This window comes from Mycolicibacterium sp. XJ870 (assembly GCF_053483975.1).
Genome location: NZ_JBEFTI010000001.1, coordinates 1004874 through 1018750, shown reverse-complemented (window position 1 = coordinate 1018750; position 13877 = coordinate 1004874). Strand labels below are relative to the sequence as shown.

At 66.0% G+C, this 13877-nt stretch carries 13 protein-coding genes; 9 read left to right on the top strand and 4 right to left on the bottom strand.

Annotation, left to right across the window (positions count from 1 at the left end; genetic code table 11):
• Positions 1 to 19: 19 nt before the first annotated feature.
• From ABQF30_RS05140 to ABQF30_RS05100, 9 genes are all read left to right on the top strand, one after another.
• On the top strand, positions 20 to 2410 hold the full coding sequence (locus ABQF30_RS05140) for an NADH-quinone oxidoreductase subunit G (RefSeq protein ID WP_448461633.1): 2391 nt from the start codon (positions 20 to 22) through the stop codon (positions 2408 to 2410).
• Positions 2407 to 3630 (top strand): NADH-quinone oxidoreductase subunit NuoH, encoded by a 1224-nt coding sequence (gene nuoH, locus ABQF30_RS05135; protein ID WP_448461631.1) that lies wholly within the window; start codon positions 2407 to 2409, stop codon positions 3628 to 3630. The genes ABQF30_RS05140 and nuoH overlap by 4 nt, the downstream gene beginning before the upstream one ends.
• A gap of 1 nt (position 3631) precedes the next feature.
• A complete protein-coding gene (gene nuoI / locus ABQF30_RS05130) occupies positions 3632 to 4156 on the top strand; it encodes an NADH-quinone oxidoreductase subunit NuoI (RefSeq protein WP_448463466.1) in 525 nt (174 codons plus the stop codon).
• Positions 4153 to 4923 carry an NADH-quinone oxidoreductase subunit J gene (locus ABQF30_RS05125; RefSeq protein ID WP_448461629.1) on the top strand — a complete coding sequence of 257 codons (771 nt, stop codon included), beginning with the start codon at positions 4153 to 4155 and terminating at the stop codon, positions 4921 to 4923. The genes nuoI and ABQF30_RS05125 overlap by 4 nt, the downstream gene beginning before the upstream one ends.
• Entirely contained in the window at positions 4920 to 5219 is a 300-nt protein-coding gene (gene nuoK / locus ABQF30_RS05120) for an NADH-quinone oxidoreductase subunit NuoK (protein WP_448461627.1), read from the top strand. The genes ABQF30_RS05125 and nuoK overlap by 4 nt, the downstream gene beginning before the upstream one ends.
• 7 nt (positions 5220 to 5226) lie before the next feature.
• Positions 5227 to 7107 (top strand): NADH-quinone oxidoreductase subunit L, encoded by a 1881-nt coding sequence (nuoL, locus tag ABQF30_RS05115; protein WP_448461625.1) that lies wholly within the window; start codon positions 5227 to 5229, stop codon positions 7105 to 7107.
• Complete coding sequence (locus ABQF30_RS05110) at positions 7101 to 8687, top strand: NADH-quinone oxidoreductase subunit M (RefSeq protein ID WP_448461623.1); 1587 nt, start codon at positions 7101 to 7103, stop codon at positions 8685 to 8687. The genes nuoL and ABQF30_RS05110 overlap by 7 nt, the downstream gene beginning before the upstream one ends.
• Positions 8687 to 10252 (top strand): NADH-quinone oxidoreductase subunit NuoN, encoded by a 1566-nt coding sequence (nuoN, locus tag ABQF30_RS05105; RefSeq protein WP_448461621.1) that lies wholly within the window; start codon positions 8687 to 8689, stop codon positions 10250 to 10252. The genes ABQF30_RS05110 and nuoN overlap by 1 nt, the downstream gene beginning before the upstream one ends.
• 89 nt (positions 10253 to 10341) lie before the next feature.
• Positions 10342 to 11109 carry an enoyl-CoA hydratase gene (locus ABQF30_RS05100; protein WP_448461619.1) on the top strand — a complete coding sequence of 256 codons (768 nt, stop codon included), beginning with the start codon at positions 10342 to 10344 and terminating at the stop codon, positions 11107 to 11109.
• On the opposite strand, the gene ABQF30_RS05095 is transcribed toward ABQF30_RS05100, so the two are convergent.
• Genes ABQF30_RS05095 through ABQF30_RS05080 form a run of 4 tightly spaced genes read right to left on the bottom strand, consistent with a single transcriptional unit; the run spans position 11106 to position 13871 of the window.
• Positions 11106 to 12146, bottom strand: coding sequence for a zinc-dependent alcohol dehydrogenase family protein (locus tag ABQF30_RS05095; protein WP_448461617.1), 1041 nt, complete (start codon positions 12144 to 12146; stop codon positions 11106 to 11108). The genes ABQF30_RS05100 and ABQF30_RS05095 overlap by 4 nt on opposite strands.
• A 13-nt stretch (positions 12147 to 12159) precedes the next feature.
• The gene (locus ABQF30_RS05090; RefSeq protein ID WP_448461615.1) at positions 12160 to 12834 is read right to left on the bottom strand and encodes a PIG-L deacetylase family protein; all 675 of its coding nucleotides are present in this window, start codon (positions 12832 to 12834) and stop codon (positions 12160 to 12162) included.
• A gap of 2 nt (positions 12835 to 12836) precedes the next feature.
• Positions 12837 to 13235, bottom strand: a complete 399-nt coding sequence (locus ABQF30_RS05085) for an SgcJ/EcaC family oxidoreductase (RefSeq protein ID WP_448461613.1) — start codon at positions 13233 to 13235, stop codon at positions 12837 to 12839.
• A gap of 33 nt (positions 13236 to 13268) precedes the next feature.
• Complete coding sequence (locus ABQF30_RS05080; protein ID WP_448461611.1) at positions 13269 to 13871, bottom strand: TetR/AcrR family transcriptional regulator; 603 nt, start codon at positions 13869 to 13871, stop codon at positions 13269 to 13271.
• Positions 13872 to 13877 lie beyond the last annotated feature (6 nt).

Below are 13877 nucleotides of genomic sequence, written 5' to 3'. Positions count from 1 at the left end.
CGGGAAAGGGGGCACGTCGATGACGCTGGCCGAACCGACCAAGGACACCCCGCCGGTGGAGATGGTGTCGCTCACCATCGACGGCGACCAGATCGCCGTGCCCAAAGGCACATTGGTGATCCGCGCCGCTGAACTGATGGGCGTTCAGATTCCCCGGTTCTGCGACCATCCGCTGCTGGACCCGGTCGGCGCGTGCCGGCAGTGCCTGGTCGAGGTCGAGGGTCAGCGCAAGCCGATGGCCTCGTGTACCACCACGGTCACGCCGGACATGGTGGTGCGCACGCAGTTCAGCTCCGAAGCCGCCGACAAGGCGCAGCGCGGTGTGATGGAGCTGCTGCTGATCAATCATCCACTGGACTGCCCGGTCTGCGACAAGGGCGGCGAATGCCCACTGCAGAATCAGGCAATGTCCAACGGGCGCCCGGAAACTCGGTTCGAGGACGTCAAACGGACGTTTCCCAAACCGATCAACATCTCCACCCAGGTGCTTCTGGATCGCGAACGCTGTGTGCTGTGCGCGCGATGCACCCGGTTCTCCGCGCAGATCGCCGGCGACCCGTTCATCGAGCTGCTGGAACGCGGTGCGCTGCAACAGGTCGGCATCGCGCCGGGCGAGCCGTTCCAGTCCTACTTTTCCGGCAACACCGTTCAGATCTGTCCCGTCGGGGCACTGACCGGTACGGCCTACCGGTTCCGGGCCCGCCCGTTCGACCTGGTGTCCAGCCCCAGCGTCTGCGAGCACTGCGCGTCCGGATGCGCACAGCGCACCGACCACCGTCGCGGAAAAGTCATGCGACGGTTGGCCGGTGACGACCCCGAGGTCAACGAGGAGTGGAACTGCGACAAGGGCCGCTGGGCCTTCACCTACGCGACCGTCGGCGACCGGATCACCACCCCGCTGCTGCGCGACGACGACGACGGCTCGCTGCGCCCGGCCTCGTGGTCCGAGGCACTGGGCATGGCCGGCGCCGGTCTGCTGGCCGCAGCCGGCAACACCGGGGTGTTGGTCGGCGGCCGGTGCACCGTGCAGGACGCCTACGCGTACTCGAAGTTCTCCCGAATGGTGCTGAACACCAACGACATCGACTTCCGCGCCCGCCCGCACTCGGCGGAGGAAGCGGACTTCCTCGCCGCTCATATCGCCGGACAATCGATGACGCTGCGCTACGCCGAGCTCGAACACGCGCCGACTGTGCTGCTGGTCGGGTTCGAACCCGAAGAGGAATCCCCGATCGTGTTCCTGCGATTGCGCAAGAGCGCCCGCAAGAACGGCGTGCAGGTTCTTTCGGTGGCACCGTTCGCCAGTCGCGGTCTGACGAAGATGGCCGGAACCCTGATCCCTGCGGCCCCCGGTTCGGAAGCCGCCGTGCTCGACGGGTTGGGCGACGATGAACGGCTGCGCCGACCCGGCGCTGTGATCCTCGTCGGTGAACGGCTGGCCACGTCTGTCGGTGGGCTCTCAGCGGCCATCCGGCTGGCCGCCGCGACCGGCGCCCGGTTGTCGTGGATTCCGCGTCGAGCCGGCGAGCGCGGAGCTCTGGAGGCCGGCACCCTGCCGAATCTGCTGCCCGGTGGCCGGCCGGCCGGCGACGCGGCGGCCCGCGCGCAGATCGCCCAGCTGTGGAACGTCGGCGAACTACCCGAGTCACCCGGCCGCGGCACCGCCGCAATCCTGGGCGCGGCCGCCGACGGTGCGCTGGCCGCGCTGCTCGTCGGCGGGGTCGATGTCGCCGACCTGCCCGACCCGGATCTCGCCGTGGCTGCACTACGCACGGCACCGTTCGTGGTCAGCTTGGAGTTGCGCGAGAGCGCGGTCACCGAACTGGCCGACGTGGTCTTCCCGGTCGCGCCGGTCGTGGAGAAGTCCGGCGCATTCCTCAACTGGGAGAGCAGGTTCCGGCCATTCAAGGCCGCACTGCAGACCAACGCCATACCGGACCTGCGGGTCCTGCACTATCTGGCCGATGAGATCGGCATCGATCTCGGCCTGCCGACCGCCGAAGCCGCCGACGCCGAGCTCGCGCGGCTCGGTACGTGGACCGGGACGCGTGCCCCCGAACCGGCGGTGGGCCCAGCCCCGCAGGCAGACCCCGGCCCCGGTCAAGCTGTGCTCGCCAGCTGGCGCATGCTTCTCGACGCCGGTCGGCTTCAGGACGGTGAACCATATCTGGCGGGCACCGCCCAGTCACCGGTGGCGCGACTGTCGGCCGGCACCGCCGCCGAAATCGGTGCGGCCGCCGGTGATCCGGTGACGGTCCGCACGGAGCGCGGGGCGATCACCCTGCCGCTGGCCGTCACCGACATGGCCGACCGGCTGGTGTGGCTGCCGATGAACTCTCCCGGCTCGGCGGTGCATCGCCAACTCGGTGTGACCGCCGGCGCGCTGGTGTCGATCGGGGTGTCCTCGTGACGCACCCCGACCCGACGCTGTTCGGCCACGACCCGTGGTGGCTGATCCTGGCCAAGGCGCTCGCGATCTTCGTGTTCCTGCTGTTGACCGTGCTGGCGGCGATCCTGATCGAACGTAAGGTGTTGGGACGCATGCAGATGCGGCCCGGCCCCAACCGCGTCGGCCCCTGGGGCCTGCTGCAGTCGCTGGCCGACGGCGTCAAACTGGCTCTCAAAGAAGGCCTCACCCCCGTCGGGGTGGACAAGCCCATTTACCTGCTGGCCCCGATCATCGCAGTGATCCCGGCGTTCATGGCGTTCGCGGTGATCCCGATGGGCGGCGCGGTGTCGGTGTTCGGACATCGCACCCCGCTGCAGTTGACGGATCTCTCCGTGGCCGTGCTGTACATCCTGGCGGTCACCTCGATCGGCGTGTACGGCATCGTGCTTGCCGGCTGGGCGTCGGGGTCCACCTATCCCCTGCTCGGCGGGCTGCGGTCCAGCGCACAGGTGATCTCCTACGAGGTCGCGATGGCGTTGTCGTTCGCCGCGGTATTCCTGTACGCGGGCACCATGTCCACCTCGGGCATCGTCGCGGCCCAGGACAGCACATGGTTCATCTTTCTGCTGCTGCCGTCATTTGTGGTGTACGTGATCTCGATGGTGGGTGAAACCAACCGTGCGCCTTTCGATCTGCCCGAGGCCGAAGGTGAGCTCGTCGGCGGCTTCCACACCGAGTACTCGTCACTGAAGTTCGCGATGTTCATGCTCGCCGAATACGTCAACATGACCACGGTCTCGGCGCTGGCCACCACGATGTTCCTCGGCGGATGGCATGCACCGTTCCCGTTCAACCTGATCGAGGGCGCCAACAGCGGATGGTGGCCGCTGTTGTGGTTCACCGCCAAGGTGTGGGGATTCATGTTCCTCTACATCTGGCTGCGCGCGACACTGCCACGGCTGCGTTACGACCAGTTCATGGCGCTGGGATGGAAGGTCCTCATCCCGGTGTCGCTGGCCTGGATCATGGTCGTCGCCACCACACACAGCCTGCGCGAGCACGGCTTCCACCACTGGGCGACCGCCCTGGTGACGACGGCCGCCATCGTGGTCTTCGTGCTCGCCTGGGCATTGTGGAAAGCCTTCAAAGGCAGAACCGTTCAACCGGCGCCGGAGCAGAGTACCGGAGCGTATCCGATACCGCCGCTGCCGAATGCGGGAAAGGAGACTATCGATGTCTAAGATGCCTAAGTTCCTCGAGGCGCTGGCCGGATTCACCGTCACCTTGGGCTCGATGTTCAAAAAGCCGATCACCGAAGGGTATCCAGAAAAGCCGGGACCGGTCGCGCCGCGCTACCACGGCCGACACCAACTCAACCGCTATCCCGACGGGCTGGAGAAATGCATCGGCTGTGAGCTGTGCGCCTGGGCCTGCCCCGCCGACGCGATCTACGTCGAGGGCGATGACAACCGTCCTGGAGAACGCTTTTCGCCCGGGGAACGGTACGGCCGGGTGTACCAGATCAACTACCTACGCTGCATCGGCTGCGGCTTGTGCATCGAGGCCTGCCCGACCCGCGCGCTCACGATGACAAACGACTACGAGATGGCCGACGACAACCGTGCCGATCTGATCTGGGGCAAGGACAAACTGTTGGCCCCAATGCAACCGGGCATGCAGGCGCCGCCGCACGAGATGGCACCGGGCAGCACTGACGATGATTACTACCTGGGCAAAATTTCCCCGATCACCGAGGATGTCCCGTGACTTCGGAACCGGTACTGCTGGCCGCTGAAGGTCTGGCCCGCACGTCGACATCCGAAGCGGTGTTGTTCTGGATTCTCGGGACGGTCGCGGTGGTCGGCGCCATCGGCGTGGTGGCCGCACAGAAAGCCGTCTACTCGGCGGTGTTTCTGGCCAATACGATGATCGCACTCGCGGTGCTCTACATCGCCCAGGACGCGGTGTTCCTGGGAGTGGTGCAGGTGGTGGTCTACACCGGTGCGGTGATGATGTTGTTCCTCTTCGTGTTGATGCTCATCGGTGTCGACCTGTCCGAGTCGTTGGTGGAAACGATTCGGGGGCAACGCATCGCCACGCTGGCCGCCGGTGTCGGCTTCGGAGTGTTGCTGATCGCCGGAATCGGCAATGTCTCGGTCGCCGGATTCACCGGGCTGGCCGAAGCCAACAGCGGGGGCAACGTGGAAGGTTTGGCGGCGCTGATCTTCACGCGCTACCTGTGGGCGTTCGAGTTGACCAGCACGCTGCTGATCACGGCCGCGCTCGGGGCGATGGTTCTGGCACACCGGGAACGATTCGAGCGCCGCAAAACCCAACGCGAGCTGGCGGTCGAACGGTTCCAGCAGGGCGGCCATCCGACACCGCTGCCCAGCCCCGGTGTGTATGCCCGACATAACGCCGTCGACATCCCGGCCCGGCTGCCCGACGGTTCGGACTCCGTACTGTCGGTGAGCGCAATCCTGCCGCAGCGCACGGTCGGGGCCAACGGGAGGACGGAGGGAGACGAGGAGTGAACCCCGACAATTACCTCTACCTTTCGGCACTGCTGTTCACCATCGGTGCGGCTGGAGTGTTGTTGCGGCGCAACGCCATCGTCATGTTCATGTGCGTCGAGTTGATGCTCAACGCCTGCAACCTCGCCTTTGTCACGTTCTCCCGCATGCACGGCCATCTCGACGGTCAGGTGGTGGCCTTCTTCACCATGGTGGTGGCTGCTTGCGAGGTGGTTGTCGGCCTGGCCATCATCATGACCATCTTCCGCACCCGCCGTTCGGCCTCGGTCGACGACGCCAGCCTGCTGAAACATTAAGGGCGCCATGTCACTTCCAATATGGTTGCTGATCGACCTGCCGGTCACGGGTGCGGCGATACTGCTGCTGGCCGGGCGACGGGCCGACCGGTGGGGGCACCTGCTGGGCTGCGCGGCGTCGCTCGCGTCGTTCGTCGTCGGCGCGTTGTTGTTCGTCGACATGCTGGGCCGCCCCGGCGAGGACCGGGCGATCCACGAGAACTTGTTCTCCTGGGTGCCGGTGGGTGGACTGCAGGTCGACTTCGGTCTGCAACTCGACCAACTGTCGATGTGCTTCGTCCTGTTGATCACCGGGGTCGGCTCGCTGATCCACATCTACTCGGTCGGGTACATGGCCGAAGACCCGGAACGACGAAAGTTCTTCGCGTACCTCAATTTGTTTCTGGCAGCGATGCTGCTGCTGGTGCTCGCCGACAACTACCTCGGCCTGTACGCAGGGTGGGAGGGCGTCGGCCTGGCGTCGTATCTGCTCATTGGCTTCTGGTCGCACAAACCCTCGGCGGCCACCGCAGCCAAAAAGGCGTTCATCGTCAACCGCGTCGGTGATATGGGTTTGGCCATCGCGCTGATGATCATGTTCGCCACCATCGGTTCGATCTCGTTCGCGGGCGTCTTCTCCGCCGCCCCCGGGCTCAGCGAAGGCACGCTGACCGCCATCGGCCTGCTCCTGCTGCTCGGGGCGTGCGGCAAGTCAGCTCAGGTGCCGCTGCAATCCTGGCTGGGCGACGCCATGGAGGGTCCGACACCGGTGTCGGCACTCATCCACGCCGCCACCATGGTGACCGCAGGCGTCTACCTCATCGTGCGGTCGGGACCGATCTTCGATCTGGCCCCTACCGCTCAGACCGGTGTGGTGATCGTCGGGGCGGTGACGCTGCTGTTCGGCGCGATCATCGGTTGCGCCAAGGACGACATCAAGAAGGCCCTCGCCGCGTCGACCATGAGCCAGATCGGGTACATGGTGTTGGCCGCCGGGCTGGGGCCGGCCGGGTACGCCTTCGCGATCATGCACCTGCTGACCCACGGCTTCTTCAAGGCGGGCCTGTTCCTAGGCGCCGGGTCGGTCATGCATGCCATGGACGACGAGGTCAACATGCGCCGCTACGGCGGTCTGCGCAAGGCGCTGCCGATCACCTTCGCCACCTTCGGCCTGGGCTATCTCGCGATCATCGGCGTGCCGCCACTGGCCGGGTTCTTCTCCAAGGACGGCATCATCGAGGCGGCGTTGGGCGCAGGTGGGGTGCGCGGCGTGATCCTCGGTGGCGCAGCGATTCTGGGGGCCGGAATCACCGCGTTCTATATGACGCGGGTGATGTTGATGACGTTCTTCGGCGAAAAACGCTGGGACCCAGACTCTCACCCCCACGAGGCACCGGCCGTGATGACCTGGCCGATGATACTGCTGGCCATCGGCTCGGTGGTGTCGGGCGGTGCGCTGGCGATCGGCGGCACGCTGTCGCACTGGCTCGAACCGGTCGTCGGCACCCACGAGGCGCATCATGCGGTGCCGGTCTGGGTGGTCACCATCGTGGTGCTCTCGGTGGTCGCAGTCGGCATCGCGTTGGCCTACCGGATGTATGCGCAGCGGGCCGTACCGGTCGACGTTCCGGACGGGTCGGCATTGACGGATGCGGCGCGGAGGGATCTCTACGGTGACGCGTTCAACGAGGCGGTGTTCATGCGGGGTGGCCAGACTTTGACCGCGGCGTTGGTGACGGTCGACGACAAGGGCGTGGACGGTACCGCCAGCGGGCTGGCCGCGCTGGTGAGCCGAACGTCAGACGGATTGCGGCAGTTGCAGACCGGCTTCGCCCGGTCGTATGCGCTGTCCATGCTCGCCGGGACGGCGCTGGTGGTCGCGGCAATCCTGGCGGTGCGACTGTGGTGAGTTCGTTCCCGTGGTTGACGGCACTGTGGGCGACACCGACCTTGGGCGCCGTCGTGGTGATGCTGCTGCCCGCCGCACAACGCGTGCTGGCGAAATGGCTGGCGCTCGCCGTGTCGGTGGCCGCGTTGGGGCTGACGGCGGTGATCATCGTCGCGTTCGACCCGGCCGGCGAGCCGTACCAGTTCGTCGAATCCCACCGCTGGATCCCGTCTTTCGGCACCGGGTACATCCTCGGGGTCGACGGCATCGCCCTGGCTCTGATCGCGCTCACCGCGGTTCTCGTACCGCTGCTGATCGTCGCCGGCTGGAACGACGCGGCCCGCCAGTCCGGGTTGGCCGGCCGGTCGGTGCAGGCGTATCTGGCCCTCACGCTGGCCGTCGAGGGCATGGTGTTCATGTCGCTCGTGGCACTGGACGTGTTGCTGTTCTACGTGTTCTTCGAGGCGATGCTCATCCCGATGTACTTCCTCATCGGCGGATTCGGCGGTGCGAATCGGTCTAGAGCGGCCGTGAAGTTCCTGCTGTACAACCTGTTCGGCGGGCTGGTCATGCTGGCCGCGGTGATCGGGCTCTACGTGGTGACCGCAAGCAGCGACGCATTCGACGGTGGCACGTTCGATTTCCGCGCGATTGTCGCCGCGGTGTCGTCGGGCGAACTGGTGATCAACCCCGCGGTGGTGAACTTCCTGTTCCTCGGCTTCATGTTCGCGTTTGCCGTCAAGGCACCTCTGTGGCCGTTTCACAGCTGGTTGCCCGGCGCCGCCGTGGAGGCCACCCCGGCCAGCGCGGTGCTGATGATGGCAATCATGGACAAGGTCGGCACCTTCGGCATGCTGCGTTACTGCCTGCAGCTGTTCCCTGACGCGTCAACGTATTTCCGGCCGGTGATCGTCACGCTGGCCGTCATCGGCATCGTGTACGGCGCCGTCCTGGCGATCGGGCAGACCGATGTGATGCGGCTGATCGCCTACACCTCGATATCGCACTTCGGGTTCATCATCCTGGGCATCTTCGTGATGACCAGCCAGGGGCAGTCGGGGTCGACGCTGTACATGATCAACCACGGAATCTCCACGGCGGCGCTGTTCCTCATCGCCGGATTCCTGGTGTCGCAGCGCGGCACCAGGCTGATCGATGCCTATGGCGGCGTACAGAAGGTCGCCCCGGTACTGGCCGGCACCTTCCTGGTCGCCGGCCTGGCCACCTTGTCGCTACCGGGTCTGGCACCGTTCATCAGCGAATTCCTGGTCCTCATCGGCACATTCACCCGCTATCCGGTGCTGGCGGTGTTCGCCGCAACGGCTTTGGTGCTCTCGGCGGTCTACATCCTGTGGACCTACCAGCGCATGATGACCGGCCCGGCGCGCGAAGACCCCGACGGTGTGGGCCCCCTGCGTGATCTGCGGCCTCGTGAACTCGCGGTGGTGGCCCCGTTGATCGCGCTGCTGCTGGTGTTGGGCATCTATCCCAAACCTGCGCTCGACGTGATCAATCCCGCCGTCGAGCACACCCTTACCACCATCGGCCAGACCGATCCGGAGCCCAGTGTGCCGCCGACCATCGCAGAGGGGGCCCGCTGATGGTCACACCCAGCATCGAATACGGCCTGCTCTCCCCCATGCTGATCGTGTTCGGGGTGGCGGTCCTCGGCGTGCTGATCGAGGCGTTCGCGCCACGGAAGAGCCGCTACGCCGCCCAGGTGACCATCGCGCTCGGTGGTCTGATCGCCGCCGTGGTGGCCGTCGTTCTGCTCGCCCGCGACCTGCACGGCACGCCCGGCCGGACCGCGGTGCTTGGCGCGGTCGTGCTCGACGCGCCTGCGCTGTTTCTGCAAGGCACCATCGCGCTGATCGGGATTCTGGGCATCATGCTGATCGCCGAACGGCAGAAGGTTGACGAACCGGTCGACGGTGCACGCGGTTTGGACGGTTTCACGCCGCAAGCCTCCGCCGTGGCCGGAAGCGTCACCGAGCAGTTGGCGACGAAGACCGGCGTGATGCAGACCGAGGTCTTCCCGCTGACCATGTTCGCGATCGGCGGGATGCTGCTGTTCGGCGCGGCCGACGACCTGCTGACCATGTTCATCGCCTTGGAAGTGCTGTCACTTCCGCTGTACCTGTTGTGCGGGCTCGCCCGTCGGCGGCGGATGCTTTCGCAGGAAGCGGCGCTGAAATACTTCCTGCTGGGCGCATTCTCGTCGGCATTCTTCCTTTACGGCGCCGCGCTCCTGTACGGCTACTCGGGCACGTTGGGCCTCGCCGGCATCGCCGACGCGGTCGCATCCAGCGCGGGAAACACCCCGCTGGCGTTGATCGGTGTTGGCCTACTGCTGGTCGGGGTGCTGTTCAAAGTCGGTGCGGTGCCGTTCCATTCATGGATTCCCGACGTCTATCAGGGTGCACCCACCGCGATCACCGCGTTCATGGCCGCGGCCACCAAGATCGCCGCGTTCGGCGCCATGTTGCGCATCTTCTACGTCGCGCTGCCGCAGTTGCGGGACGACTGGCGACCGGTGCTGTGGGCGATCGCGATCCTGACGATGGTGGTCGGCACCGTCACCGCGGTCACCCAGAGCGACGTCAAGCGGATGCTGGCCTATTCGGCGGTGGCACATACGGGGTTCATCCTCACCGGTGTGATCGCCGCGAACCCGGCCGGTGTCTCCTCGACCCTGTTCTACCTGTTCGCGTACGGGTTCAGCACCCTTGGCGCGTTCGCGGTCGTCGGACTGGTCCGCAATGCGGCCGGCGACGAGGAGACGGCCATGGCTCAGTGGGCCGGGCTGGGACGGCGCTATCCGATTGTCGGCGTGGTGTTTTCCCTGTTCCTGCTTGCGTTCGCCGGCATCCCGTTGACCAGTGGATTCGTCGGCAAGTTCGCGGTGTTCAAGGCCGCCGGTGAAGGCGGGGCGATCCCGCTGGTGATCGTCGGCGTGATCGCCAGTGCCGTCGCAGCCTACTTCTACGTGCGGGTGATCGTGTTGATGTTCTTCACCGAGCCACCCGAAGATGCACCTGAGGTGGTGGTGCCCAGCGGGCTGACCACCGCCGTCGTCACCATCACCGCGGCAGTCACCTTCGCCCTCGGCGCCCTACCGCAGCCCCTACTGGATCTGGCCAACAATGCCGACACGTTCTTGCGCTGACTTTTCCTTGCGCGAGCAGACAGAGAATCGCATTACCGGGTGCGGTTTCATGCGATTCCGCGTCTGCTCGTGCAGGCTAGATTGATCCCATGGCCATCCTGCTCACCACCGACCACGGCCCCGTCCGCGTGCTGACCCTCAACCGGCCAGAGGCACGTAATGCCTTGGGCCGCGAGCTCATCGAGGCCCTGTACTTCGCACTGGACGATGCTGACGACGACGAGTCGGTTCGGGCGGTGGTGTTGACGGGCACCGACCCCGCGTTCTGTGCGGGCGTCGACCTCAAGCAGGCGCAAGCGCTCGGCATGGAGTACTTCGAGCGGTTCCAGACGCACAACTGCATCACCAAGACCGGGCAGATGAGGACCCCGATCATCGGGGCGATCAATGGCGCAACGTTCACCGGCGGCCTTGAGATGGCTCTGGGTTGTGACTTCTTGATCGCCTCGGAGCGGGCGGTATTCGCCGACACCCACGCGCGTGTCGGGATACTGCCGGGCGGCGGGATGACAGCACGGCTGCCCCACGTCGTCGGCGCGGCGATGGCCCGCCGGTTGTCGATGACGGGCGAGGTGTTCGACGCGCAGCGCGCCGAACGCCTCGGCTTGGTGACCGAGGTGGTGGCCCACGAACGTCTACTGGAACGGGCTCTGGAGTTGGCCGGACAAATCGCCGAGGTGCCCGGCCCGATCATGGCCGGGCTCAAGGAGATCTACATCCGCGGCAACGATCCCGTCATCGGCCCCGCACTGGCCGCCGAACAGGACATCGCCGGAGCACAGACGCGCGACTTCGAGACGCTCGGTGACCAATACCGCGCCGTCGCAGAGCGAAACAAGAACCAACTCGAGCGCTAAGTTCCCGGCTCGATGACCGTCATCCCCGGGCCGGTGGGCTCATCCATAGCCGCCAGCGCGGCACCTGCGTCGTCGAGCGCTACCCGACGGGTCACCAACCGCTCGGGCTCCAGTGTCCCGCTTGCGACGAGGTTGAGCAACGCGGGATAGTCCACGGCAGGCATTCCATGCGATCCGAGTATCGCGAGCTCCTCGGCGACCACCCGATCCATCGGGAATGCGGTCTGCGCCGCGTCGCCGAGTAGGAGGCCGACCTGAACATGGCGGCCGCGGCGGCGCAGCGATGAGACCGAGGCGACCGCGATCGCGGGATGGCCGACCGCGTCGACACTGATGTGCGCGCCACCACGGGTGTGCGCGACGACTTCGGTTGCGACGTCGGATGTTTCGCTACCGTTGACCAGCTCGTCGGCACCGAGGCGGCCCGCCGTCGCCAGCGCATCGGAGCTGACATCCACGGCGATGACCTTGGCGCCGAATGCTTTTGCAATCATCACCGCAGATAACCCCACTCCGCCGCAGCCGTGGACCGCCACCCACTGCCCGGGCTGCACCCCGCCATGAGTGACCACAGCCCGGAACGAGGTGGCGAACCGGCATCCGAGCGACGCTGCGGCGACGAACGAGGCCGCATCGGGCAACCGGACCAGGTTGAACTGTGCCCGCGGTACCGCCACCCGCTCGGCGAAGCTGCCCAAAAGGGTGAATCCAGGTTGCAGCTGGTTCGGGCACACCTGCGCATCACCGGCAAGGCAGAACTCGCACTGACCGCAACCGAGCGCGAACGGTGCCGTCACCCGGTCCCCCACCTGCCACCCGGACACGCCGGCGCCGACCGTCGTGATCACACCGGCGAATTCGTGCCCGGGAATGTTAGGCAGCGCAACGGGATCATGACCGCGCCAGGCGTGCCAGTCCGACCGGCACACCCCGGTGGCCGCCACCTCCACGGTCACCCCGTCGGCGGGGCACTCGGGTTCTGGCACATCGACAACCGTCGGCAGTACGCCGACCTCGGGATAGACGACAGCGCGCACAGGTTGAGTGTATTCAGCGGCGCCGCTTCAGGATGAATTCCGCTATCCGCCCGCCCAGTTCGGGCCGGACCGGCGTCGCCATCTCGACCTGCTGGCGGGCTTGTTCGACGACGGGTGTGTCCGGGTCGAGCACTTCGAGGTAAACCTTATGAGCGGCAAGCGAATCCATCGCGATGTCGACGTAGCCGTCGATGACCTCGCCGTGGGTGGGTTCGGGCCCGTTTTCGAACAGCCATTTTGGCGGGTCGGCCAAACTATCGAAGGCCGCCGCGACGGCGTGCGCGAACTCGATGTGGTCGCTCTGATTCGGTGCGTCGGGCGCCCAACTCGGACCGCTGTAGATGGTGACGACGACATCGGGCGCCAATGCCGTGATGGTTTCGACGATCTTGGCGCGCAGTTCGGTGGTATCACGGATGTTGCTGTCCGGAAAGTCCCAGAACTGGACGTCGTTCACGCCGACGATCGCCGCTGAGCGCCGTTGTTCACCCTCGCGCAGCGGACCGGCCTGCTCGGGCGCCATCCCGGCAATGCCCGCTTCGCCACGGGACGCGAGCGCGTAGTGCACGGTTTTGCCCTCGGCCGTCCACTTCGCGACTGCCGCACCGATGCCGTATTCAGGATCATCCGGGTGTGGCACCAGGACCAGCGCGGTGCGCCAGTCGGTGGGAAACGGTTGAATCTCCATGATCAGTTCACCCGGGTGTTGTGAGCGGCGCGGATCAGCCAACGACCATTTCGCTTGACCATCACATAAGTGATGATGCCAGCCCGGTCCTGAGCCTGCGCACCGGGCTGAATGTGATCGGGCCAACCCCAGTGAGTGTGCACCAGGGCCACTCCCGGCGCGATCTCGGCAATGGACTTCACCTGCTGGTTGTAGTTGTGTTTCTGCCCGACAACGGTTTCCGGTACATCCTTATGCCCCTCCACGTTGTCGAGCCGCGAGGTCCACCACAGCCCGGTATGCGTCACGAAGTCGGCGTCCTCGGTGAAGTTTTGACCCCAACCGTCCATATCGTGGGCGATCCACAAATCGGTGGTTGTCGCCATGACGGCCTTGATGTCTCGTTCGTCGTTCGCATCCACGACATCAGTGTCGAACCGAAACTGTGGTTGAGGTCAACCCTTCACGCCATGCACGACGATCGCGGCGGTCTGGGCCACCCAGTCGTCATCGAGCTCGCGGTCGGGCCACAGCAGCATCCGCAGCATGGTCGCCCCGCCGATGATCTCGACCAGTCGGTCCGGATCCACATCGGCGTGCACCTCGCCGCGGGCGACCCCGTCGACGATCCGCGCACGCACCGCGGCGAACATCCCGGTGAACCGGCCCATCACCCGCTCATTGAGTTCCGCGTCTGCGGCCACGTCGGCCACCAAGCCCGGCAGCGCTGCCCGTACGACGGGGCTGGTGAACACGTCGCGGGCAGCGCCGATCATCGCCCGCACGTCCGCGGCGATATCGCCCGCGGGGCTGGCAAGGGCGCTCGGGGCGGCAGGGAAGACAGCTTCATGCACCAGCTCGGCCTTGCTGGACCAACGGCGGTACAGCGCGGTCTTCGTGGTCTGGGCCCGGTCGGCTACCGCGGCCATGGTGACGTTCGAATACCCGATTTCCACAAGCAGATCCGCCGTGGCGCGCAATATGGCAGCGTCGATACGCGGATCGCGTGGACGTCCTGCGCCGGCGGTCTTGCCAACTGATGATGGCTCTGCTTTCATATCGCT